A 25,194-nucleotide genomic window follows, 5' to 3' on the forward strand; every position below is an offset into this window, starting at 1 on the left:
TCAAAAAAGTCTTTAGTTAGATTTTAAAATCAACTAAAGACTTTATCAATACTCTTAAATTAGACAATATTATACTCTTAAGGCATTCAGCAAAATACTTACCGGGTGTTGGGCTTCGCGTTTTGTTCCATCAAAAATCTGATGTCTACAACTGGTTCCGTTTGCCGAAATTATCGTTTCATCTGAAGCTTTTCGAACTGCCGGAAACAAGGTTTGCTCACCAACCGCCATACTTACCTCGTAATGTTCTTTTTCGTACCCAAAACTACCCGCCATTCCGCAGCAACCCGAAGGGATAATGGTTACTTTATAATTTTCAGGTAGATTTAAAATCTCAAAAGTTACTGCAGTATTCGATAATGCTTTTTGATGGCAGTGACCGTGGACTTTTATATCTTTTTCTTCGGAAGTAAACTGCTCTTTTTTGATGTTTCCGAGGGCCATTTCCTTCTTCAAAAATTCTTCGATAATAAAGCAATTTTTAGATAATTCGGTTGCTTTTTCTCGATCATCGGCTAAGCGCAAATATTCGTCCCTAAATGTTAGAATTGCTGAAGGCTCCAAACCTAAAAGCGGTTGATCTTCTGCAACCAAATTGCTAAAAATAGAAACGTTTTTATTCGCCATTTCTTTCGCTTCTTCTAAAAAACCTTTAGAAATATGCGCTCTTCCACTCTCTTCGTGATCGGTAAAAATAACTTTATAATTCAGCTTGCTTAAAAGTTCAAGAGCATCAAAACCAATTTCAGCATCCAGAAAATTCGTGAACTCATCATTAAAAAAATAAACAGACTTTATAGGATTTCGGGGTGTTAATCGATCTTTATTCTTTTCGAAATAAGATTTTAAAGTCATTTTGGCCAATTTTGGCAAACTTCTTTGTGGAGCTACGCCCATTATTCTTTTAGCAATACCAGAGGTTAAACTATTAGAGAACATAAAATTAGCCACTCCAGGAACTTTGGAAGCCATTTTATTCATTTTTCCATTATTGGCAAAAGCTTTACTTCGATTGGAAAATCCGTGTTCTTTTTGATATTGATACTGAAATTCTGCTTTTAAAGCAGCAACATCAACACTGCTTGGGCATTCACTTTTGCAGCCTTTACAGCTTAAACAAAGATCATAAGCATCTTTAATTTCTTTATGACTAAATTTATTTTCTTTATCTGAATTTGTTAAAAACTCCCGCAACGTATTTGCTCTAGCTCTGGTAGTATCTTTTTCGTCTTTAGTAGCGCGATAACTTGGGCACATGGTTCCGCCGCTTTCCGCAGATTTTCTACAATCTCCACTCCCATTACACTGCTCTGCTAAACGTAAAATTCCCTGATTTTCATCAAAATTCATCAGAGTCTTTATTTCCGGCTCAACTCGGTCTGGTTGATATCGCAACGAGGTATCCATAGCAGGAGCATCTATAATTTTGCCGGGATTAAAGATGTTCTGTGGATCAAAAGTAGCTTTCACCTGTTTTAATAGTGCGTAATTTTTAGATCCAACCATCATTTCTACAAACTCAGCACGAACGCGGCCATCGCCATGTTCTCCGCTCATAGAACCATTGTATTTTTTAACCAATTTCGCTACATCTGTGGTAATCTTTCTAAAAAGAGCGACATCTTCTTTCTTCTTCAAATCTAAAATAGGGCGCAAATGAAGCTCACCCGCACCGGCATGGGCATAGTAAACCGCATTTTGCCTGTACGATTTCATAATCTGGCTAAACTCTTTTATGTAATCTGCCAATACTGGTAAAGCGACCGCGGTATCTTCAATACAGGCTACGGCTTTTTTATCGCCAACGATATTTGCTAATAAACCAAGCCCAGCCTTTCTTAATTCTGAAGCCATATTAATTTGCTCGCCATAAAGAATGGGATTGGCGTAACTTATTCCATTCTCTTCTAGAGTATGTAATAAGGCTATTGTTTTATCCTGAAGTTCATCGGCAGTATTAGCTCTAACTTCAAGCATTAATATAGCTTCAGGATCTTCCTGAATAAAAAACCTGTTCTCGCGATATTTAATGTTTTGCTTGGTACAATCTAATATAGTTTTATCCATCATCTCGCAGGTGTAGAGTGAATGCTCCATGGTAGAAGCTACGTCCTGCAAACAATCTTCGATACTACGATAGTGCGAAGCAATCATGGCTGCTTCAGGCGGTTGAAGATCATCTAACTGCAAAGTAAGCTCGGTAGTAAAGGCTAATGTCCCTTCGCTTCCGGCAAGCAAATGGCAAATATTAAGTAGCTCGTCTGAATCTTCAGAAAAAACTTCAGAATAAATTAATTCATCTATCGCATATCCTGTATTTCTACGATGTAATTCTCGCGGCGGAAATTCTTTAATAATCTCTGCTCTATTTTCTTCCGAAGAAAGTATTTCAGCTATATTTCTGTAAATATTACCTTCTAAATTATCCAATTTCAGCTTTTCCTGAAACTCTTTTTTAGAAATAGCTTTAAATTCAGCTTCGCTTCCATCGCTAAGAATTGTTTTTAAGGCAACCGTTTTTTCTCGGGTGGTTCCGTATTTAATGGAAGTGGTACCACTACTATTATTTCCTACCATTCCACCCACCATACAACGGTTGGAAGTTGAAGTATTAGGCCCAAAGAAAAGACCGTGTTCCTTCAGCATTCTATTAAGATCATCTCTTATAACTCCTGGTTGTAGTGTTACCGTTTTATTTTCTGTATCGAGACTTAAAATCTTGGTGAAGTTCTTAGATACATCTACAACAATACCAGTACCTACACATTGGCCAGCAAGAGAAGTCCCCGCCGTTCGCGGAATCAATGAGGTTTTATTTTCTTTAGCAAAAAGAATTAGTTCTTTTAAGTCGTTCTTGCTTTTAGGATAACTTACCGCTAATGGTAGTTCTCTATAAACTGAGGCATCGGTTGCATAAATCGATCGCCAAAGTTTATCAAAAAATAACTGGCCATCCAGTCGCGTTGCTAATTGCTGAAGTTTCTTTTCCATACAGCCTTTAAAATTAAGCAAATTCACTAAACTGCTTAACAGATTTTTAAAGATAATTAACAATAGATTGGCTAAAAGGCCTAATATTACTTTCCGTCAAAAAGTATTTTTGCCCAAAACATATAAATCAAAACAATGAAGAAGTTTTTAGTGATTACATTGGTTACCTTAGGATCAGCTTTATTTACGAATGTAAATGCACAAGAGATTGCTGATAATGCTATTGGTCTTAGACTTGGAGGGAGTAATGGTTTTGGACCAGAAATTTCTTATCAAAGAGCGGTAGGAAGCGATAATAATCGTTTAGAATTCGACCTTGGTTGGAGAAATCATAAGCATTATGATATTGTTAAACTTGTTGGATTGTATCAATGGGTTTGGAATATCGAAGGTGGCTTTAACTGGTACGCTGGTGCAGGTGCCGGTATCGCAAGTCTAGATGATGATAGAATTGGTGATCCCTATAACGACGGTGCTTATATTCTTATAGCAGGAGATATTGGTATTGAATACAATTTTGATATTCCTCTAGTGCTTACTTTAGATTTGAGACCAGAAATTGGATTTAATGATTACGATACTATCGACGATCTTGCTCCAGATTTTGCGATTGGTGTACGTTACCAGTTTTAGATTAATAAAATCGAGATATAAAAAAAGTGGAAATTAATTTTCCACTTTTTTTATGCTCTTTTCTAAAAGTTCTGAATACATTTTTTCGTACATCGGTACGATCTGATTAATATCAAAAGTCGCTGCCACTTTTCTGGCGTTTCTTTTAAACGTTTTTAAAGTTTCATTATCACTTAATATAGCAATAGCCTTCTTTGCCATTCCTTTCACATCGCCTACATCGCACAAATAACCTGAAACCCCTTGCTGGTTTACTTCTGGTAATCCTCCGGTGTTACTAGAAACAACGGGAACGCTATTTATCATTGCCTCTAAAGCAGCTAAACCGAAACTTTCTCTTTTTGACGTTAGTAAAAATAAATCTGAAAAACATAGAATTTTATCAATCTCGTGACTTTGACCTAAAAACATCACTTTATCCTGAATACCCAGTTCTTCTGCTAAAGCTTCGGCTTTTTCTTTTTCAGGACCTTCACCCACCATCATTAAACGGCATTTTAATTTCTTCTGAATTTCATAAAAAACCTTAATGGTATCCTGAATTTTCTTTACTTTCCTAAAATTGCTAATATGAGTAATAATTTTTTCATCGCCGTCAGCCATCAATTCTCGCTGACAATCGGTGAAGCTTTTTTCCTGATACTTAGAAGCATCAATGAAATTAGGGATTACTCTGATCTCTTTCTTAATTTCAAAAAGTTCTAATGTATCTTTTCGCAGACTTTCAGAAACTGAAGTAACCATATCGCTCGCATTGATACTAAAGGTAACTGCAGGTTTATAAAAAGGATGATTACCTACTAAAGTAATATCTGTACCGTGCAGCGTAGTTACCATAGGAATATTTATCCCTTGATCTTCTAGCATTTTTTTAGCCATATAGCCCGCATAAGCATGCGGAATAGCATAGTGTACATGTAATAATTCAATTCCGTGTAGCTTAACCATGTTTACCAGTTTACTACTTAAAGCAAGTTCGTAAGGTTGGTAATGAAATAATGGATAATCTGGTACGTGAACTTCATGAAATTTCACATTGCTAGATAATTGATCTAATCGTACCGGCTGTTTGTAGGTTATAAAATGAACTTCATGACCTCTTCTTGATAGCGCCAGGCCAAGTTCTGTTGCGACTACACCACTACCGCCAAAAGTGGGATAACAAACTATTGCTATTTTCATTAATCCTTTTTTAAAATCGGCTAGAACCGATTCAATTTAATTATTTCTAACAATTTACATTAATAGTCTATAGCATCATAGATTACTTCCTGTATTTTGGTTCTAATATTTTCGCGAATCAGTTTTCTATTGGTCGAATCTGGATATACACGATTAGATAAAAATATATAAACAATCTCTTCTTCTGGATCTGCCCAAGCGAGTGTTCCTGTAAATCCGCTGTGTCCAAAACTACTGTGCGAAACACAAGAACAAACCGGGCCTGCACCACTAATCTGTGGTTTGTCGAAACCAACACCACGCCTTACATTTCTATTACAATAATAGCAGGTATTAAACTTTTCTATAGTTTTAGATTTTAGGTAGGTTTGATCACCATAGCTACCACCTTGTAGGTAGGTCTGCATTATTTTGGCAACGTCGTTAGCATTACTAAATAAGCCCGCATGACCGCCAATACCTCCTTGCATGGCTGCGCCCTGATCATGAACATAGCCATGTACTAACTGCCCTCTCCATAATTTATCATTTTCGGTTGGTACAATTTCATCTAATGGGAATCTTGTTATCGGTAGATAACCTGTATAGTTAGCTCCCAGAGTTTTGTAAAATTTATTTTGGGTAAGACTATTTAAGTTAGAACCGTAGTATCCCTCAAGATAATATTTTAGAATATAAAATGGTAAATCGCTGTACTTATATTCTTTTTTACGATTAAGTCCACTCTTTGCTATAATATCTATAATAGTATCCTGCATATCTTTCCTAATATACATATCATTAGCAACTTGGGTATTAAAGCGCTCGTCTGGCGATTTGTGATAGTATAATGTAGATGGATGTTTGGTAACTGCATCTATAGTGGGAACATAAAAAGGAATCCATGCTTTAAGTTTTGCATAATGCATCAACATATCCTGTAACTTGATAAACTCTTTATTAGTTCCCCTAAAAACCGGCATTATTTCGCCCAATTTGGTATCAAAACTAATTATTCCCTCTTCTACCTGTTTCATCACCAAAGGCAAAGTTGATAGAATTTTGGTTAACGATGCTAAATCGTATACTGAAGTATCTGTTACAGGATTTATATGCTCGTAGGTATGAAATCCAAAATTCTTACTATAGATTACTTTTCCCTTTCTTGCCACTAAAACTTGCGCTCCAGGCGTCATTTTCTTGGCAATAGAATAATTTACAATCGAATCTATTTTCTTCAATTTAAAGCTATTCATCCCCACACTTTCTGGAGAACCATACGTAAGCCTATTTATAGATTTAGTATCATATCCTGTACCTTCCGGAAATTCAATACCAATACTAACGGGTAATTTTCCCTTGGCTTCGGTTGCACCAAAAATAACCTGTGCTGCTTTTTGCTGTGCAATTTCACTATTTTGGTATGCTTCTAATATACTCTGAATATTTGTGGTGCTTCTTATGTCTAATAATGAATAAGGACTTGCAAATACCGTTAAGAGCGTTTGATGCGCTCTGGCAATTTCGTGCAACCAAATTAACTCCTGGTTACTAAAGCTATACGATTTCCAAGGGTTATCATTGCTTTTATGAAAACCTATAATTACATAATTGTAATCCTTTAGTTTATCTAGAAGCTGTGGTAATTTTTCTGCGGAAACGTGATCAACTCTCGCATATTTCTTCAATTGCTGAAGAAATGCAGTACCGTCATCATCGCCTAATCCTACATAAGCAATCTTTTGTTCATCTAAGTTTTTGATAGGCACCATACCTTTGTTATTACGAATCAAAGTCATGGCATTTTCCATCAATTTCTCATATAGAACCTTATCCATAACACCATTCAGTTCTTCATAAAGAAAAGTTTCTTCTACGGGCTCATAATTATTAAGTCCTGCCTTATATTTTGCTTTAAGAATCTTTTTTACTGAATGCGCTAGCCTCTCTTCAGTTATCAAACCTGAATAATAGGCAGATTTCAGTTTTTCTATAGATTTTGGAACATTTTCAGAAATTAATAAAATATCATTTCCTGCTCTAAAAGCGGCTAGATCTATTTCTCCCGGTTCGTCGTAATTGGAAGCCCCACGCATATTTAAAGCATCGGTAAAAATTAAACCTTTAAATTGTAAATTTTCACGTAACATGCCGGTAACAACCTTTTTAGATAAAGATGTTGGTCTTCCTTCTTGAGTTCCTAAAGCGGGAACATCTAGATGCGCCACCATCACACTACTTAAGCTATCCTTTATTAAGCTACGATATGGGTAAAGCTCAACGCCTTCTATTCGCTCTTTTGGAAAGTTGATCGATGGTAAGGTTTTATGAGAATCCTGATCGGTATCCCCGTGTCCCGGAAAATGTTTAGCGCTAGATAATATTCCTTCTTTATGCATTCCGTGCATAAAAGCTAAGGCCTTTTGGGTAACATTAAATTTATTCTCGCCAAACGAACGATTACCAATAATTGGATTTTGAGGATTTGTATTGATATCTACAACAGGTGCAAAATTTATATGAATACCAAGTCGTTTTGTATGTCTTGAGATTGCAGCACCAGCTTCTTCGATCAATTTATTATCCTGAATAGCTCCTAAAGTCATATTCCATGGCAGGGCAAACGTAGAGTCTAAGCGCATGGCCAGTCCCCATTCTGCATCCATACCAACTAGAAGCGGAGTTTTGCTGATTTCCTGAAACTCGTTCGTTAATTTAGCTTCTCTTACCGGTCCTCCTTTAGAAAAAATAACTCCTCCTATCTCATAATCTGAAATAAGCGATCGTACTTTATCGAAATCTCTTTGAGATCCGCTCGAAAAAATATCGACCATAAAAAGCTGCCCAAGTTTTTGCTCCAGGGAATAATTAGAATAAATACTATCTACCCATTTCTTTTGTGCCAAACTATCATTGGCAACCAAAGGATCGGGGCTGCTTATCTGCTGAGCATTTAAAACAGGAGATAAAAAAAAGAACGATAGAAGCAGTACGGTTAGTTTAGCTTTTATCCTCATTAATTCATAAATCTCTTGTGCCAACTTTCAGATGCTGGGACTTCCCAATCTGAAAGATATTCAGCTTTGTTATTTACCAGATTATTGAAGACGATTGTTTTAGGAGAAACCGATTTATTTTTGGCTAATTTCCTAAAATCTGCTAGGGGTTTATAAGCCACAAATTCTCCCTGCTTAAAGGATACATTCATCTTATCTAATAAATCGACATTATATTCTTTTTCAAGGCTTTGTATAAATTGAACTGAAGCATCAATTGAACATCCTGAAGCTGCATTGATTTCTTGATCTAGACCAATGGTTATAAATCTTTTATATTTAATATCATACCCAGCTTTTAAGCTAGAGCCATGTACTGTCCACTGGGTTAAAAATTGATCTAGTTTTTGCTTAATTTCAGATAATTCCTCTTCAGTAAAAGATCGGTTAGATTGATAGATCCATACTCGTGAACTATCTGGCAAGGATTCAAAAGGTACTAACATATTGTGGTGGTAATTTTATCGATTTCAAACTTAATAATTAAATATATAGTCGCAAAAAAGCTGCCATATTTCAAATTAATTAAGCTTTATTGAAGGAATTTTATAAGAATTTGATTTTAAAGATCTTTGGCGTTAGCGATCATCTCTGCAACATCCATAACATCGATATTTTCTTCCTGATTTTTGCTTTTTACGCCATCAGTCATCATCGTATTACAAAAAGGACAGCCAGCAGCGATTACCTCGGGTTTAGTTTCCATCGCCTGCTCGGTTCTGGCGACATTCACGTCTTTGTTCCCGGGTTCTGGTTCTTTAAACATTTGCGCACCCCCTGCCCCACAACAAAGTCCGTTGCTTTTGCATTTGCGCATTTCGATAAGTTCTACTTCTAACTTTTTTAAAAGATCTCTAGGTGCTTCGTATTCACCATTTGCCCTGCCTAAATAACAAGGATCATGGAAGGTAATTCGCTTTCCTTTAAATTTTCCTCCTTCAACTTTTAAACGACCTTCATTAAGTAAAGATTTTAAAAATTGTGTATGGTGTATTACTTCGTAAGTTCCGCCTAAAGAAGGATATTCATTTTTAATTGTATTGAAACAATGAGGGCAGGCTGTAACTACTTTTTCGATCTCATAGCCATTCAAGGTTTCGATATTCATCGCAGCTTGCATTTGGAATAAAAATTCGTTTCCTGCGCGTTTTGCAGGATCACCGGTACAACTTTCTTCGGTACCTAATACTGCAAAATCTACTCCAGCTTCATTTAAAAGTTTAACGAAAGCTTTTGTAATTTTCTTGGCACGATCATCAAAACTTCCTGCACAACCTACCCAAAATAAAACTTCTGGCTTTTTACCTTCCGCCATATATTCTGCCATGGTTGGTACTTTTATCGCTTCTGCCATATTCCTGCTATTCTATATGTTCAATTAATTTTCTTCAGCCCACTTAAGTCGATCCATTTGGTTATACGGCCATGGAGCTCCGTTGTTTTCTATATTTGTTAGAGAAACTGATAGTTCGTTGGGAGCAGCACTTTGTTCCATTACCAAGTATCTTCGCATATCTAAAATTATAGACAAAGGATCGATCCCAACCGGGCACGCCTCTACACAAGCATTACAAGTGGTGCAAGCCCATAATTCTTCTCTCAAAATATAATCATCTAGCAATTGCTTGCCGTCATCTTCAAATTTGCCATTTTTATTAATATTTTCTCCTACTTCTTCTAAACGATCCCGAGTATCCATCATTATCTTCCGAGGAGATAATTTTTTACCAGTTTGATTGGCAGGACATTCCGCAGTACATCGACCACATTCCGTACAGGTATAAGAATTTAATAGTTGTACCTGATTGAGATCCATAACATCTGATGCGCCAAACTTTTCGGGTTCTCCTTCGTCTTCTGCGGGTGCGGCAAAAGGATCGGCATTAGGATCCATCATAAGCGCTACTTCTTTTTTAACCGCTTCTAGATTGTTCATTTCTCCTTTAGGATTCAATTTGGAAAAATAAACATTTGGAAAGGCTAAAAGAATATGAAGGTGTTTAGAATAATATAGGTAATTTAGAAAAAATAATATTCCTAAGATATGAAGCCACCATGCTGCTCTTTCAATAATTATTAAAGTGGCATTTGAAAGTCCTTCAAAAAGAGGAGCTATAAATTGACTAATAGGAAATCCACCAATTATACCTTCTGCATGAGCATAATGAGCAGCTCCATTTAATTGAAGTTGATAATCTGCAGCGTTCATTATTAGAAAAAGCGTCATCAACACCATTTCGAAATAAAGAATATAATTAGCATCGTTTTTAGGCCATCCTTTTAATTCTCGACTTAGAAATCTATAAATATTTAATACATTTCTTCTAATCCAGAAAATAATTACTCCTAATAATACTAAGAGTGCTAAAACTTCAAAGATTCCAATTAAAACGTTATAGAATCCTCCCAGAAAAGAAAGGATACGATGGGTACCAAAAATACCATCGATGATAATTTCTAAAACTTCAATATTAATGATTATAAAACCTAAATAAACAATAATATGAAGCGCTCCAGAAATTGGCTTTTTTACCATCTTGGATTGTCCAAAAGCTATCCTTAGTGTTTTAGACCATCTTTCTGAAGGATTATCTGTACGATCGATTTCGTTCCCAAGCTTAATATTTCTTAGCATCCTTCTAATATTTCTAACAAAAAATGAAATACCAGCTACTAATGCTATTAGAAATAGTATTTGAGAAACAATTTGCATATCTATTTTATTTTAAAGAATCCTTAGGTTCGTCATAAGGACCAGGATTTTTACCGAAAACAGAGAAATGAACGTATCGTTTAGGATTTAATTTAATATCCTGAAGGAGTTCTTCCAACTGCTTGGTAGCACGATCAAGGTTATTATAAACTTTATCGTCATTTAGTAACTTTCCTGCGGTGCCCTGCCCATCATTAAGATTATCGGCTATATTTCTAAAATCTGCTACTACGGTTTCCAAATCATCTGTAATCTGACCTAGATTAATAGCTTTTAAAGAATCTGATACTGTTTTAAAGTTACCAGACATTTTATTAAGATTATCGAAAGTTTTATTCAGATTTTCAGCATTACCCTGCACAATCCCTTCTAAAGAACCACTGGTATTCTTCAAAGATCGCATCGTGGCATTTAAATTTTTGAATGTATTATTGATATTATTGGTAGTGCTATCATTTAATAGATCATTTATAGAGGTAAGTAATGAATCTGCACTTACAACTGTTCTCTCTAGTTTTTGCTGAAGTGGGGTAAGGCGCTCATTAACCAATTCCATTATTCCCTCTTCAACATTACTATCTAAAGTATCTCCAGTTTGAGCCATTTCACCTTTTTCGTATTCTGGCACGATAGCTAATGATTTTCCTCCAATAATCCCACCTCCGTATACCTTAGCGGTACTGTTTTTAGAAAAAGTAAAATCTTTCTCTACTGTGAAAGTAACTACAAGTTGACCTACTTCATTAAAGAAATCAATATCTGTAACCTGTCCTACTTTTAGACCATTAATGGTTACTGCAGATGAAGGTGACAATCCTTCAACATCATCATAAATTGCGTAAAATGTACGACTGGAATCTAATAAGTTCTTACCCTTTAGAAAACTGTACCCAAAAATAAGAAGTACAATTGCAACGATAGCAAGAATAGCGGTTTTAACCTCTTTAGAATATTTCAAAAGCTAGTTTTTTAGTATGCAAACAAATTTAGGCATAAATATAGAAAAGTATCTTAATTGACATTAGTTTTTAACGCGTCATTAACTGTAATCTTTTCTCCATTTTTAAAGGCTACAATATAACTATTTGGATAGCCCTTGTTTATCGCATTTTGATGGATTTTTTGTATATCAAGGTAGCTAGAGGTTTCACCCAGATAATATTTGTACAATTTTCCTTCTTTTTTTCTAAAGACATTCTCGATACCTTTAAAATTATAAGACTTGGTTTCTAGTTTCGAAGATCCAGCCGCGAGTTGAACACTAAAAATGATTCCTTCATAATAGTCTGCAGGTTTACCGTCTATACTAACACCAGATTCAGATTGTGGTACAGCTTTTGGAATTTGCGCAATACTTTCTAAAGATGACATATTAATTTGCGCACCATAGTTTAAAATACCTTCTACAATAGCTTCAGACATTTTATTTTGACCGGGCGTACTGTTTAAGAATGCTCCTTCACTATCATTAGTAAGAAAACCTACTTCTACCAAAACACTAGGCATATAGGTTTGGTGCAATACAATTAAAGCTCCCTCTTTCACTCCACGGTTTTTACGCTTTAGATCGTATGTGAATTTTTTCTGAATTAAATCGGCCAACAGTATACTTTGATTAAGATATTCTTCCTGCATCAATGTCATACCTATAAATGACTCTGGAGAATTAGGATCAAAACCATTATAAGTTACTTTATAATCTTCCTCCATATAGATTACCGAGTTTTCTCGCTTAGCAACTTCAAAATTAGTTTTATTCCTATTTAATCCTAATACGAAAGTCTCTGTTCCTGAAGCCTGAGAATTATGAGAATTACAGTGTACAGAAACAAAAAGATCTGCTTCGGCATCGTTAGCAATCTGTCCTCTTTCCATTAAAGGAATAAACACATCGGTAGTACGGGTATAAACTACTTTTATTCCTTTTTTTTCCAGCTCCTTACCCACTTTTAAAACAATACTTAGGGCGATGTCTTTTTCTTTATAGCCATTTCCCATGTTCCCGGGGTCCTTACCGCCATGACCGGCATCTAAAACTACTACAAAGGGATCTGTAGGCATTGGTTTTTCTGCAGCTAAACATAACTGTCCTGAAACTAAAATAAAAGCTAATACTAAAAGTTGAAGTATATTCGTTCTCATAAATAAGCAACGCTAATTCTTGGGTGAATATTTTAATTACTATTTTCGCGTGATCACAAAAGTTAGCTAAAAAAATATATGTAATTTTGGAAACTCAAAAAGTAAGCCATTCTTTACAAAAATAGTACTTAAAGCATTGCAAACAAATATACCCAATATACTTTTTTGCTGTATTTTCCTATTGTTCTCTAGTGCGCTTTTACAGGCTCAGGAAATTGAACAAAATCAAAGTATTAGGATAGAAGCTGAGAAAGATTCTCTTGTTATGGTAAGTACCTTACCTTTAGCACAAATGATTAAATCTCAGGATAGCATTCTTGGTCTTTTTCAAACAGACACACTTAAGCGAGCGCAAAAAAACCGGATGATTACCGATGTAGTAGATTACAAAGCAACCGATTATATGAGGCTAAGTAATCGTGAAAAGAAGATGTATCTCTACAACGAAGCCCAGGTTGTTTACCAGGATATGACCATAGACGCCGGTTACATTATTATAGACAACGAAAAAAACGAAGTCTATGCTTACGGTATTACAGACTCTACCGGAGCCTATACACAAACACCTGTTTTTCAGCAGGGAGCTAAAACAGTAGAACCCGACTCCATTCGGTTTAATTTTGATACAGAACGAGCTTTAGTTTATAACTCAAGAACACAGGAAGCTTCTTTTAATGTAAAAGGACAAGTGACTAAAAGAGAGAATGATTCTGTATACTTTATGAAGAACGTTCGTTTTACAACTTCAGAAAACGTAGACGATCCTGAATACTATTTTTATGCCAGAAAAATAAAGTTTGTCCCAGACAGGAAAATTGTTTCTGGTTTAGTAAATATGTATATCGCAGACATCCCTACACCTTTAGGATTACCTTTTGGTTATTTTCCGCTTACTGAAGAACGGACTTCAGGATTTATAATTCCGTCTTTTGGTGATAGCCAGCAAGGTTATTTTCTACAAAATGGAGGATATTATTTTGCACTAAGCGATTATGCAGATCTTTTGGCTGTTGGAGATTATTATACCAACGGAAGTTATGCACTGCGACTTGAATCTAGCTATACGAAAAGATATAAATTTAGAGGGAATTTTAGTTTTAGATACGAGCGGCAATACAATAGTGAGAGAGGTTTTCCTGACTTTTCGGAAAGTTCGGTTTATAACATCCGGTGGTCCCATAGTCAGGATGCAAAGGCGAGTCCTTCATCCAGATTTTCGGCTTCCGTCAATTTAGGTAGTAGTAATTACTATCAGCAATCTGTAAACCAGAGTAACACCGCTAATTTCTTAAATAATACACTTAGTTCTTCTGTCTCTTATAGTAAAACTTTTGAAGGAAATCCCGGTGTTAATTTCAGTTTAACAGCAACCCATAGTCAAAATACCAATACGGGAGAAATTAATATGACGTTGCCTACACTGCAGGCCAGTGTAGATCGTATATATCCTTTTGCGCCTAAAGGCGGATCTAAAAAAGGGATCATTCAGAATATAAATTTGCAATATAATTTAAGAGCTGAAAACCGGTTTAATACCACCGATTCTTTATTCTTTCAACCAGAAATGTTTGAAGATGCCGTTTTGGGTGCACAGCATAGTATCCCTCTAGCTACAAATTTTAAGATTCTTAAGTATTTTAGTGTGAGTGCAAGTACCAATTTTGAAGAAAACTGGGTATTTAAAACTTACGAGCGTTCTTACGACGAAACTACCAATAGTGAGGTTATCGATACTATTAATGGATTTGATTCTTATCGTACCTATAACTTTAACGCCAGTTTAGGTACTACGCTTTATGGACGTAAAGATTTTAGTAAAGACAGTAAAATACAAGCTATAAGACATGTTATTAGACCATCTATTAGCTACGGAATTAACCCTGCTTTCGATCAATATTATGATACCTACGAGCGCGAACCTCTAACGGGTAGCGGCAGAGATGGATTAACAGATCTTGTAGAATATTCCAGATTTACAGGAACACTCTATGGAGCGCCTAACCGAAACTATTCAAGTTCTATTGGATTGAGCGTTAGTAACACGTTAGAAGCGAAAGTAAGAGATAAAGACAGTACAGCTACCGAGCCCAAAAAGATTAAATTATTAAACAATTTTAGCTTTAGTACTTCTTATAATTTAGCCGCAGATTCTTTAAAATTAGCGCCAGTATCCGTTCGAGGAGGAATTCCGATTATTCAGAATAAACTTGACATAAACTTTACCGGAAATCTAGATCCTTATGCGCTTAATAATAGTAATCAGCGTATCGACAAGCTAAATATCGCCAATGGCGGTAGTTTATTTAGATTAACAAATGCTAATGTTAGTTTTGGATATTCGTTCTCAAGCAAAGATTTTTCAGATAAGGATAACGAAAATGAAGATGAAATTGATAACGAATCCTATAGAAATGGTGGTCGTAAGGATGATCTCTTCGGAAAAAATACCGATTTAGACGGCAATCTCTATGAAGATGAAGATCCTTTTGAAGGCGATGAAGAAGAGGAGAAAAACAAAGAATGGTACCGCTATAAAATTCCATGGGATATACGATTATCATATACGATGACATATAGTAACCAAAGAAGACAAAATGAAATTTCCTCACATTCCATTATGTTTTCTGGTGATGTTGAATTATCACCTAAGTGGGCCGTAGGAGCATCTTCTGGATTTGATATTAGAGAAGGAGGGTTTACATACACGCAATTACGATTCCAAAGAGATTTAGAAAGTTGGAGAATGAGTTTTAGCTGGGTGCCATTTAGCGCAAGAAGATCATGGAATTTCTTTATTGGTATAAAATCATCGGTATTAAGTGATATTAAATACGACAAGCGTAGACAGCCAACAAGAACTATCGGAAGAAACTAAAACCTATAACCACTAAATAAAGATTATGAAAAAACAAATAATAAAAACTGAAAAAGCCCCTGCTCCTATTGGTCCTTACAATCAGGCTGTAAAAACCGGAAATATGATTTTTATTTCAGGACAAATAGCAATTAATCCGGTAACCGGAAATTTGGAAACTGGAGATTTAGAATCGGAAACTAAAATGGTTATGGATAACCTAAAAGCGATTTTAACTGAAGCTGGATGCACATTCGAAAATGTGATTAAAACCTCTATTTTTATTAGTGATATGAATAACTTCAGTAAAATTAATGAAATTTATGCAACTTATTTTGAAGCTGAAACTGCTCCTGCAAGAGAAACTGTAGAAGTTGCCAATTTACCGAAGTTTGTAAATGTAGAAATAAGCGCTATTGCGGTAATAGAATAAAATGAAGTATTAAAAACCTCGAATATAGATTCGAGGTTTTTTGATATTTTTAATTTTGAAGTATGCTTTCGATCTTCTCTAATTCTGCTGAAGAAAATTCAAGATTGTCTAAAGCTGAAATATTATCCTCCAGCTGCTTTATCTTGCTCACTCCTACTAAAACTGAACTTACACGCTCATCTTTAAGCAACCAGGCAACAGCCATTTGCGCCAGACTTTGATTTCTCTCTTTTGCTATTTCATTTAATTGTTGCACTTTATTTACAATTTCAGGAGTAATTCGATCTTTTTGCAGATAAGTGCCCTCTTTATCAGCGCGAGAGCCTTTAGGTATGCCATTTAAATACTTATTTGTTAAAATTCCCTGCTGAAGCGGAGAAAATACAATACTACCAAGTCCAGCATTTTCTAGAGTATCCAACAGCTTATCTTCTTCAACCCAACGATCTATCATGTTGTATCTTGGTTGATGTATTAAAAATGGAGTTCCTAGTTCTTTTAAGATTTTAGCAGCTTTGGCAGTTCTATCAGCGGGATAATTAGATACGCCTACATACAACGCTTTACCACTTCTTACAATTTGATCTAAAGCTCCCATAGTTTCCTCTAAAGGTGTGTCTGGATCTGGCCTGTGATGATAAAAAACGTCTACATAATCTAATCCCATCCGTTGCAGTGATTGATCCAGGCTTGCTATTAAATATTTTCTTGAACCAAAATTCCCATAGGGTCCTGGCCACATATCATAACCTGCTTTAGAAGATATAATCAATTCGTCCCGATAGGGTTTGAAATCTTCAGCAAAAATTTTCCCGAAGTTTTTTTCTGCGCTACCGTACGGCGGCCCGTAATTGTTAGCCAAGTCAAAATGAGTAATACCATTGTCAAAAGCTGTCCTTAAAATAGCTCTAGCATTATCCAAATCGTCAACATCCCCAAAGTTGTGCCATAATCCTAGCGAAATCATCGGCAATTTGATGCCACTTTTACCGCAGCGGCGGTATTTCATTTTAATGTACCTATCTTCCTTAGGCTGATATTTATTCATTTTCAACTTATTTATTATCAAGGCTACAAGCTAGGAAAACAATTCAAATAACCCCTTAATTTGGCAAAAAAAAATACTTGTATAAAATAGACCATTATGGACTTTCCAATTAAAAAAATCTTTAATAGGATGTTTAATTTATGTAAATACTATTTATTTGTAAAAAATTTTAAAGATGAAATTGAAAAGCTTTAATCTAAAGCTATATTTTCAGAGCTTACTTTTAGTAATAACAACTTCAGTAGTGTCTCAGGAAGGAACTCCTGAATTTAATTCTACTTTTAATAATCCAGATGAATCGACCTGGGAAACCCTAAAAAGTGATGCTGAACTTATGTTTGGCGGATTAAAATACACGTATTCTAGACCTTTCCAATGGCAAAATGATGATATCGGTCTTTTTTTGGGAACGGCTATAGGAGCCGCAGGGCTGAATCTTATGGATGAAGAAGCTCATCAATTTTTTAGAGATCAAGAAGAAGATGTTCCGGGCGTTATCAAAGAATTTGGATGGTATTTTGGAAGTCCGCAGAACAACTATGGAGTCACCGGATTAATCTATTTTACTGGATTATTCACTAAAAGTCCTAAAATTAGAAGAACAGGGATTTTAATGATTTCAGCAGCAAGTAGTGCAGGACTTATACAAACTATTTCTAAGAATATTGCGGGAAGAGCCCGTCCCGGCGATGGTAGAGATCGATTATCTTTTAAACCATTTTCTAAAGAGGGTACTTACCATTCCTTTCCTTCAGGACATACCATATTATCATTTACGACATTTTACGCTTTAAGTAAGCAATTTGAAAGTCCCTGGGTTAAAGGAGGTTTATACTTAGCAGGAATGGTTTCACCAGTATCCAGACTCTGGCAAGGAGCTCACTGGCTTACCGATGTGGCTTTAAGTATGGCTTTGACTATCGCCGTAGTAGATTCGGTAGATAAATATCTCGATCAGCAAACATTAATGAAAAATAATCCTGAATTAAGAAAAGAGACCAAAGTGAGTTGGCATTTAACCATGGGCGCGGGTACCATAGGTGTTGTAGGAAAATTCTAGCGATTCTAATTTAGAATAAAAATTAATGAAAAAACAATCTATAGCCATAGACATGGATGGTGTGATGGCAGATGTGGAAACGCATTTTTTAACCTGGTATAATAAGGAATATAGTGAAAATTTATCTCGGGAAGATATTCGAGGTAAATCTGAATCTAATGCTTTTCCTGTAAAGGGCATTATAAAAAAGTACGCAAACTCATCACATTTCTTCGAAACTGCTCCAGTTATGGATGGAGCTATACATGCAGTACAAAAACTACAAGAAAACTACGAAATTTATGTGGTCTCAGCCGCTATGGAATTCCCAATTAGTCTTACTGAAAAAAGAAACTGGCTACAAAATCATTTTCCTTTTATAAGCTGGAAGAATATTATTTTCTGCGGAAATAAAAGTATTATCAATACAGATTTTATGATTGATGATCACCCAAAAAATCTTGATCCTTTTAAAGGAGAAACATTACTTTTTGAGGCTTTCCACAACCTAAAAGTTAAGAACCACTCCAGAGCAAAAAACTGGAAAGAAGTTTTAGATTTTTTTGAGATTTAAAGCAAATAGTATTCTTATAATAAATAAAATCCTATACCAATATCTATTATTAAAGAATCATATCCATCATTCACCTGATTGATGTTAGCATTAGAAACATGGCGATAACCTATCCGTGAATCCAAAAAAAATCGGTTGATATCGTAACTAAAACCTATTGCCAAATTATCAGAAAAACCAATTCCTTTTTCCATACGTTCACTGGTCTTCTCAAAATAACCTGGACCAATACTAGCAAGAAAATAAAGACTACTGGAATGGCCGATTTTCTTTCTAGCAATCATCCCAAAATTCATTATATATTCATGAAATTTTTTAAGTGTTTTCATTTCCTCCACTCTATCAATTAACGGATGATTAACACCCACAATATACCTATCACTAGTGAGTTGATGTTTAACGGTATTATATTCTGGCTGAAAAATAAATTCTAAATCATAAAAAATTCCTTCTTTAATTTTATAGTAGATTTCAATTTTTCTAAGCTGAAAATCATATAAATAATCATCATCTGTAAAGATAGGATTATCTACACTTCCAAACCCATAGTTGAAACCTAATTTATAAAATTCACCCTGATAGTTAGATTCATTTTTCTGCCCAAAAGAATTATATAATGAAAAAAGTATCGAAATAAATAATAGAGGTTTAGTATTCTTCAAGAGATAAATTTATTTAAATACCTTCCACTAAAAGTTTTGCCGTTGCCGGATTTGTAGCTAAAGGAATATTATGAACGTCGCAAAGTCTCATTAGCATAAAAATATCGGGTTCATGAGGATGTTTATCCATAGGATCTCTAAAGAAAACCACCATATCAACCTTTCCTTCTACTAGTCTACTCGCGATTTGTGCATCGCCACCAAGCGGACCAGATAATAATTTATGTACACTAAATCCGGCAACTTCGGCTTTGCTACCGGTCGTACCGGTAGAAATTAATTGCACTTCTTTTGATTCTAAAACCGATCGATATTCGTTTAGAAACTGAACCATTTCAGCTTTTTTCCCATTATGAGCAATAATCGCAATTGTTTTCATTAAGTCGAAAGTATTTCAGAAATTCTAAGCAAATCTTTATTTATCGATGGTTTCTCATGAATCACATCATCTAAAGGACAAGAAATTATATCATCATCTTTAAGACCCACCATCAGATTTTTTTGATCATCTAACAATAACTCCACAGCTTTTACAGACAGTCTACTTGCTAATACACGATCAAAACATGTAGGAACTCCTCCTCGTTGAATATGCCCTAAAACTGTAACTTTGGCGTCATAATAAGGCAGATTTTCCTTAACATAATCGGCAAGCTGAAACACATTTTTACCTATTTTATCCCCTTCAGAAACTATAACAATACTCGAAGACTTGCCCGATCGCCTACTCTTTTCTAGAGAATCTAGTAATCGATCTAAGCCTAAATTCTCTTCTGGAATTAAAATTTCTTCGGCTCCTGCACCAATTCCTGTGTTTAGTGCTATAAAACCGGCGTCTCTTCCCATCACTTCTATAAAAAATAAGCGATCATGAGAACTTGCTGTGTCTCTAATTTTATCTATAGCCGTAACTACTGTATTTAAAGCAGTATCATAGCCTATAGTGTGTGAAGTTCCAAAAATGTCATTATCAATAGTTCCCGGTACTCCAATAACAGGAATATCATATTCTTTACTAAAGATTTGTCCCCCAGCAAAAGTTCCGTCACCACCAATCAAAACCAATCCATCAACTTTTTCTTTTTTGAGAACTTGATAAGCTTTTGCTCTTCCTTCTTTTGTTCTAAATTCTTTAGAACGAGCACTCTTCAAGAAAGTACCTCCCAAATTTATAATATTACGTACACTACGAGCGTCAAGCTCTTCAAACTCTCCGTTTATTAACCCGTTATATCCATTAAAAAAACCTACACAGCTAACATGATAATAAGAGCATGCTCTAACCACAGCGCGAATTGCAGCATTCATTCCAGGTGCATCACCTCCAGAAGTTATTACTCCGATTCGTTTAATTCTTTTACTCATAAAATAATTATAATTTGGATTGTAAAATTACAAAGTAAACACGAAAATAGTAAACGAACTGGGATTTAATTGACTTCAAATTATCAATTATTTTTAGTGTTTATAAATCTGTATCTTCAGAAGGAAAGTTGATATAGTCTGGAGCCAATGAGTTTTTAGCTTCAATTTTCTCATTTACATTTTCCTGAGGAGTATTGGAGCTTTCCAATTCTTTATTTGTTATTTTTCTAATCAATTCTTTGAAAGTATCGAAATCTACAGAATATGATAATCCAACACCTTGGGTAAATCCAATCTGCTCACCTATAAATTGAATATTATTTTCTCTATTAAAAACTGTAGCTCTTAAAGAACCATCTTCATTTAACAAAAAATCGATTTCCAAATCTCCAACAATAACCGATTCGGTAGTACCACCAATAGGAACTCCCACTGCTCCATTAATAAGTACTCTTTCACTAATTTGGGTACTCAATGTAAGTCCAAATCGATCGACTGTTTGTTGGTTTGGAGTACGATCTCCCTGAACGTAGTTAACACCTACCTGAAATTTACCATCATCATCCGCAAAGATATCGTTTACAATACTCGAAGCTCTTTCAGCTAACGTACCGGTAATCGCAGTTTGATTTAATCCAAATTCGCTGTAAAACGCATTTTGTGTTACTAGAAATAATGCCTGTAGCTCTCTGCTTGCTCTATCATCCATACGATATTCTAATTCTGAACGCACCGCAGAACTTGCCGTTGGAAACTGAATATCAAAATTAATATCTGGTTGAATTACCTGTCCTTGTAGATTGATCACAACATCTACAGGGATTTTTCGATTCACTGAAGGGTTTTCTAATAATACTGCAGGATTGGCATTTAGCGAATAAATAGCGCTAACATTTAATTCTGCCTGTAATGGATTACCGTCCCAATTAATACTTCCGCCAGATTTTACATTAAATACTTTTTGTACTAAACCAGCATACTTAAAATTATAAACACCTTCATACACGATAAAATCACCCCACATGTTAAATTTACCATTAGTATTAATTTCTAGAAGTAAATTTCCTGCGCCTCGACCACGTAATGTACTACCACTTGTTTGGTCGATTACTACTTCTACTTCAGCATCCCGGGTAACATCAAGATCAAACAAAAGCTCTATTCCTTTTACTTCAGGTATCTCAATCTCTTTACCTGCTGCACGTGCTGCCTTTTCTTCCGGAGTTAAAAAGTGGATATAAGAATTATCTCCTACAGATTCTTGATCACTTAGCGGAATTTTAAAAATTGTTCCTTCCTCTGTAGCCGCGTTTACGTCTATCACTAATTGATCTGTTGGCCCCTTAATGCCTGCATCTCCGCTAATAAATGCAGTACCGTAATAAAGAGCATCTTCGTCGGCTTCTGTATCCAGCACCAATAATCTATCGGTGGTTATCCCCAGATCCAAAAACCATTTTGTAAAATTCTCGTGTGCAATATTTCCCTTTAATACTCCACGCGTTTTATATTTGGTGTCCCGAATATCAATATCGTTAAAGATAAATTGCTGCTGATCGAGAATGACTTCGGCTTGATTTAGAAAATCAATATCAACATTCAAATAAGGTATTTTTAATCCTGCTTTATTTAAGAAAAGGCTTCCTCCAAAATCTGGATTTTTATAATTACCTGTTACTGTAGCCGTACCTGATGCTAAACCACGAATATCACTTAATACATCACCTCCTAACGGACTAAATGCAGCCATATTCAATTTCTGAAGCGCTAATTCTAAATCTATCGTGGGCTGTGTGCCTTCAACATTTATAGCTCCGTTAGCTGAAAGTGATTCTATGCCTTCCTTTTGGAGCTTTGCATTAATCTCGTATTTGGTAAGATCTTCGTTACCCGAGACGTCTAAATTCATATTCCCAAGCAATATTTCATTAATTTCTAACGAATCGATTAGCATCGAAGTATTGGGGTAATAAGCACCTTTTTCCTGAAGTATATCTAACTTACCATTTAAAATCCCACCTATATCCAAACTATCAATTTCTGGTGTGATTTTATGAAGATCAACATTATTAAAATTTAGCTGTAAATCTTTGTAGGTTGAATCGCTAACAACACCACTTAAGCGAATTTCTTCGTTTTCATGATTCATCACTAAAGAATCTATGATGATATCTTTAAAGCTGTTTTCAAAGACAATTCTGTTTTTCTTATTTCGATTTTGGTTAATATACCAGGTGTTTTTCTTAAACGTAAGATCACTACGCTGAATTCCTACCACAGATTGATTTTCTTTATTGATCGTATGGTATAAGTTAATATTGAAAACATCTTCATCGGTTTTTCCACCTTTAAATTCAGAACGTACAAATAAGGTGTCGCGCTGTGTTACATTAATAAAACTGAATTCTGAAAAATTATAGTTTGCAGTAGAAACACTATCGGCTTCAAAATAAGTATTATAAATAGGATTGGTATTATCTACCTGAAGGTTTACTCCCTGAAAAATATTATCAAAAAGATCGATTTCTGGAGACCTGAAATTAAGTGTGAATTCAGATTCATCAGACTCTACTCTACCCCGCAAAAAAGTATTGGGAGATAAGGTTAAATCTGGATAAAAAACTTCGACAATTTTATTGTAGACATCGAAATCGAATTCCATAAACTGATTATTGGTAATCACATTCGGCTCATAATTGGTATAAATTGAACCTATAGAATTCTGAAATAAAGCTTCTAATTCAGATAACCTGAAGCGACCTTTCATTTCCCCGCTAAGCACATCTGGGCTATTAATGGCGATCGTCCTAATGTCCCCTTCAAAGCTAGATTTGATGCTAAAATCATCAAATCTGTACATATCCATCTGATTTTCGTAAGAAGTATTCAGCAATAAAATTTGACCAACAGCATCATCGATATTTGTGCCCGCCATATTCATAATAATATCTCCTTTAAAAATAGAAATCGTATCGCGAGCAATAAGATTCATTTTAAAAAGATCGGCATAGGCTACAGAAGCTTCAAAATCATAATTATTAACATCTGAAGATAAATCTGCGAGACCATTAAACTCCATTCTTAAATTAGGATCGTTAATTGCCAGATTTCCGTTAAATACCGGTGCACGCATGTTCCCAATCACACGGATATTGGCATAATTATATCCTTTAAAACCTAATTTTGAAATTTGGCCTTTAAGTTTTGTATTTAAATTGTCGGCGGTAAATCCAGTTCCATCAATATCTAAATTAAAAGAAGTTTTTCCTACTTCTTTGTTTTCGATTAACCTTCCTAAATTAAAATCTTTTACTTTTAAATTTCCGGCATAACCCGCATTATCGCTATTCAGATTATTGAAATAAACTTTTGCGGTAGCCGATCCCAATTGAGAAGTTAGATTGATATTTAAATCCACAGAAGAACTGGTGATTTTTGTGTTCCCATCCACTCTTACATTCCCAAAAGCACTAAGTTCTTGCGGAAGTGTTCCACTTAAAACTCCGGGTAAAAAGTTAACTAAATCATAGTAATTTGAAGAAAAATTGCTTAGATCACCACTTAGTTCGAAATCTTCCGCTTCACCTGTAAAAGCACCTTTCATATGAAGATCTCCGTAGATAGCACTGCGATCCAAACCAAAAAGCTGCACATCGTTCATCTGGAGATCATTTAAATTACCACTTAAATTAGCGCTTAAATTTAAAGATTCATCATCTCCAAAAGCGTCATAAAAAACCTGAAGATCATTAGAAGAAATTTCAGATTCGTGAAAATCTGCATTTATTTTTACTTTATTGAAAAAATCTCCAAAATCGCCTTCCTGATAGTTAAAATCTAAATCGGCATAAATTTCTGAATGAGTTGTAATAATCTCCAACTCACTTAGCTTCATATTGGTAGGATTATAGAGAAAATTTGTACTTAAGCGCTTAATTTGCATTCCTCGCCTGTCATGCGCTCTAATTAATTTGATATCTGCCGTAATTTCAGCTCCATCAACTCCAAAATTATCAGCATTAATGCTTAATTCATCAAATTTGATAATTTCAGGATACTTATTATTTTCATCAATAAAACTATATCGACTATCCAGTACCTGAAGATTCGAAACACTTAATTTAAAAGGTTTATTGTTGGATGAGGATTCAGAACTTAATTTACTTATAAAAACACCCATATTATCCAGATCTTCACCTTCGTATCTACGCATACGCATCGTAAAATCCTGTACGGCGGTCTTTCCAAGTTTTGGAGAACCATTCAATAAATTCCCTAAGCCAACTATTGAAGTTCTTAGTTCTTTAGCAAATATTAATGTGTCTTGGTGGTGATCTTCAATATAAATGTTATTAACCTGAACGTCGCCAAAATAACTTAGCGACACACGGCCAATATCTATATTCACATTATTGTTTTCTTTTAAAGATTTGGTAAGTTTATCGGCCAAAGAAGTTTGAACCGACGGTATCGAAAAAACTATAAGCAGTAGTATAAACAGCAAAAGCAATCCAACCAATGTT

18 protein-coding genes are annotated in these 25,194 nt (G+C 35.0%); 5 read left to right on the plus strand and 13 right to left on the minus strand.

The genetic code is table 11. From position 1 onward, the window contains the following. Positions 1-69: 69 nt before the first annotated feature. Complete coding sequence (locus PBT89_RS08730; RefSeq protein ID WP_270061560.1) at positions 70-2,991, minus strand: FAD-binding and (Fe-S)-binding domain-containing protein; 2,922 nt, start codon at positions 2,989-2,991, stop codon at positions 70-72. A gap of 135 nt (positions 2,992-3,126) precedes the next feature. Between PBT89_RS08730 and PBT89_RS08735 the strand changes: the two genes are divergently transcribed. Continuing rightward, complete coding sequence (locus tag PBT89_RS08735) at positions 3,127-3,624, plus strand: hypothetical protein (protein WP_270061561.1); 498 nt, start codon at positions 3,127-3,129, stop codon at positions 3,622-3,624. 33 nt (positions 3,625-3,657) lie between these two features. Here PBT89_RS08735 and bshA read toward each other — a convergent pair whose 3' ends face one another. From bshA to PBT89_RS08770, 7 genes are all read right to left on the minus strand, one after another. Further along, complete coding sequence (gene bshA / locus PBT89_RS08740; RefSeq protein WP_270061562.1) at positions 3,658-4,806, minus strand: N-acetyl-alpha-D-glucosaminyl L-malate synthase BshA; 1,149 nt, start codon at positions 4,804-4,806, stop codon at positions 3,658-3,660. A gap of 59 nt (positions 4,807-4,865) precedes the next feature. Continuing rightward, positions 4,866-7,802 (minus strand): glycoside hydrolase family 3 N-terminal domain-containing protein, encoded by a 2,937-nt coding sequence (locus tag PBT89_RS08745; RefSeq protein WP_270064255.1) that lies wholly within the window; start codon positions 7,800-7,802, stop codon positions 4,866-4,868. Next, positions 7,802-8,287 carry an ABC transporter ATPase gene (locus PBT89_RS08750; protein WP_270061353.1) on the minus strand — a complete coding sequence of 162 codons (486 nt, stop codon included), beginning with the start codon at positions 8,285-8,287 and terminating at the stop codon, positions 7,802-7,804. The genes PBT89_RS08745 and PBT89_RS08750 overlap by 1 nt, the downstream gene beginning before the upstream one ends. 116 nt (positions 8,288-8,403) lie before the next feature. Further along, the gene (locus tag PBT89_RS08755) at positions 8,404-9,195 is read right to left on the minus strand and encodes a (Fe-S)-binding protein (RefSeq protein WP_270061563.1); all 792 of its coding nucleotides are present in this window, start codon (positions 9,193-9,195) and stop codon (positions 8,404-8,406) included. Positions 9,196-9,219: 24 nt separating this feature from the next. Further along, the gene (locus tag PBT89_RS08760) at positions 9,220-10,554 is read right to left on the minus strand and encodes a (Fe-S)-binding protein (protein WP_270061564.1); all 1,335 of its coding nucleotides are present in this window, start codon (positions 10,552-10,554) and stop codon (positions 9,220-9,222) included. Between the two features lie 7 nt (positions 10,555-10,561). Further along, on the minus strand, positions 10,562-11,512 hold the full coding sequence (locus tag PBT89_RS08765) for an MlaD family protein (protein WP_270061350.1): 951 nt from the start codon (positions 11,510-11,512) through the stop codon (positions 10,562-10,564). Between the two features lie 53 nt (positions 11,513-11,565). Beyond that, positions 11,566-12,696: an N-acetylmuramoyl-L-alanine amidase family protein gene (locus tag PBT89_RS08770; RefSeq protein WP_270061349.1), complete on the minus strand. Its 1,131-nt coding sequence runs from the start codon at positions 12,694-12,696 to the stop codon at positions 11,566-11,568. A gap of 136 nt (positions 12,697-12,832) precedes the next feature. Between PBT89_RS08770 and PBT89_RS08775 the strand changes: the two genes are divergently transcribed. Both PBT89_RS08775 and PBT89_RS08780 read left to right on the plus strand, forming a co-directional pair. After that, complete coding sequence (locus tag PBT89_RS08775; protein ID WP_270061565.1) at positions 12,833-15,571, plus strand: putative LPS assembly protein LptD; 2,739 nt, start codon at positions 12,833-12,835, stop codon at positions 15,569-15,571. A gap of 25 nt (positions 15,572-15,596) precedes the next feature. Next, entirely contained in the window at positions 15,597-15,983 is a 387-nt protein-coding gene (locus PBT89_RS08780) for a RidA family protein (RefSeq protein ID WP_270061347.1), read from the plus strand. 49 nt (positions 15,984-16,032) lie between these two features. Here PBT89_RS08780 and mgrA read toward each other — a convergent pair whose 3' ends face one another. Continuing rightward, entirely contained in the window at positions 16,033-17,031 is a 999-nt protein-coding gene (gene mgrA / locus PBT89_RS08785) for an L-glyceraldehyde 3-phosphate reductase (protein ID WP_270061566.1), read from the minus strand. A gap of 175 nt (positions 17,032-17,206) precedes the next feature. On the opposite strand from mgrA, the gene PBT89_RS08790 reads away from it, so the two are divergent. Both PBT89_RS08790 and PBT89_RS08795 read left to right on the plus strand, forming a co-directional pair. Beyond that, entirely contained in the window at positions 17,207-18,091 is an 885-nt protein-coding gene (locus PBT89_RS08790) for a phosphatase PAP2 family protein (protein WP_270061567.1), read from the plus strand. A 25-nt stretch (positions 18,092-18,116) separates the two neighbouring features. Further along, positions 18,117-18,644, plus strand: coding sequence for a 5' nucleotidase, NT5C type (locus tag PBT89_RS08795; RefSeq protein WP_270061568.1), 528 nt, complete (start codon positions 18,117-18,119; stop codon positions 18,642-18,644). 14 nt (positions 18,645-18,658) lie between these two features. Here the strand turns inward: PBT89_RS08795 and PBT89_RS08800 are convergent, their stop codons facing one another. The 4 genes from PBT89_RS08800 to PBT89_RS08815 all read right to left on the minus strand — a co-directional run bounded on the left by PBT89_RS08800 (position 18,659) and on the right by PBT89_RS08815 (position 25,121). Beyond that, positions 18,659-19,306, minus strand: coding sequence for an acyloxyacyl hydrolase (locus PBT89_RS08800; protein WP_270061569.1), 648 nt, complete (start codon positions 19,304-19,306; stop codon positions 18,659-18,661). Positions 19,307-19,319: 13 nt separating this feature from the next. Beyond that, positions 19,320-19,685: a methylglyoxal synthase gene (locus tag PBT89_RS08805; protein WP_270061570.1), complete on the minus strand. Its 366-nt coding sequence runs from the start codon at positions 19,683-19,685 to the stop codon at positions 19,320-19,322. Beyond that, on the minus strand, positions 19,685-20,671 hold the full coding sequence (gene pfkA / locus PBT89_RS08810; protein WP_270061341.1) for a 6-phosphofructokinase: 987 nt from the start codon (positions 20,669-20,671) through the stop codon (positions 19,685-19,687). Before pfkA ends, PBT89_RS08805 begins: the two co-directional genes overlap by 1 nt. Positions 20,672-20,771: 100 nt before the next feature. Then, positions 20,772-25,121: a translocation/assembly module TamB domain-containing protein gene (locus PBT89_RS08815; protein WP_270061571.1), complete on the minus strand. Its 4,350-nt coding sequence runs from the start codon at positions 25,119-25,121 to the stop codon at positions 20,772-20,774. Positions 25,122-25,194: the final 73 nt, after the last annotated feature.

The sequence above is a fragment of the Zunongwangia sp. HRR-M8 genome (assembly GCF_027594405.1).
Taxonomy (GTDB): Bacteria; Bacteroidota; Bacteroidia; order Flavobacteriales; family Flavobacteriaceae; genus Zunongwangia.

What these genes read in the sequence shown, in the direction of transcription:
- PBT89_RS08730 (WP_270061560.1), bottom strand. Translation starts at nt 2,991, where the DNA reads ATGGAAAAGAAACTTCAGCAATTAGCAACGCGACTGGATGGCCAGTTA.
- PBT89_RS08735 (WP_270061561.1), top strand. Translation starts at nt 3,127, where the DNA reads ATGAAGAAGTTTTTAGTGATTACATTGGTTACCTTAGGATCAGCTTTA.
- bshA (WP_270061562.1), bottom strand. Translation starts at nt 4,806, where the DNA reads ATGAAAATAGCAATAGTTTGTTATCCCACTTTTGGCGGTAGTGGTGTA.
- PBT89_RS08745 (WP_270064255.1), bottom strand. Translation starts at nt 7,802, where the DNA reads ATGAGGATAAAAGCTAAACTAACCGTACTGCTTCTATCGTTCTTTTTT.
- PBT89_RS08750 (WP_270061353.1), bottom strand. Translation starts at nt 8,287, where the DNA reads ATGTTAGTACCTTTTGAATCCTTGCCAGATAGTTCACGAGTATGGATC.
- PBT89_RS08755 (WP_270061563.1), bottom strand. Translation starts at nt 9,195, where the DNA reads ATGGCAGAAGCGATAAAAGTACCAACCATGGCAGAATATATGGCGGAA.
- PBT89_RS08760 (WP_270061564.1), bottom strand. Translation starts at nt 10,554, where the DNA reads ATGCAAATTGTTTCTCAAATACTATTTCTAATAGCATTAGTAGCTGGT.
- PBT89_RS08770 (WP_270061349.1), bottom strand. Translation starts at nt 12,696, where the DNA reads ATGAGAACGAATATACTTCAACTTTTAGTATTAGCTTTTATTTTAGTT.
- PBT89_RS08780 (WP_270061347.1), top strand. Translation starts at nt 15,597, where the DNA reads ATGAAAAAACAAATAATAAAAACTGAAAAAGCCCCTGCTCCTATTGGT.
- mgrA (WP_270061566.1), bottom strand. Translation starts at nt 17,031, where the DNA reads ATGAATAAATATCAGCCTAAGGAAGATAGGTACATTAAAATGAAATAC.
- PBT89_RS08790 (WP_270061567.1), top strand. Translation starts at nt 17,207, where the DNA reads ATGAAATTGAAAAGCTTTAATCTAAAGCTATATTTTCAGAGCTTACTT.
- PBT89_RS08795 (WP_270061568.1), top strand. Translation starts at nt 18,117, where the DNA reads ATGAAAAAACAATCTATAGCCATAGACATGGATGGTGTGATGGCAGAT.
- PBT89_RS08805 (WP_270061570.1), bottom strand. Translation starts at nt 19,685, where the DNA reads ATGAAAACAATTGCGATTATTGCTCATAATGGGAAAAAAGCTGAAATG.
- pfkA (WP_270061341.1), bottom strand. Translation starts at nt 20,671, where the DNA reads ATGAGTAAAAGAATTAAACGAATCGGAGTAATAACTTCTGGAGGTGAT.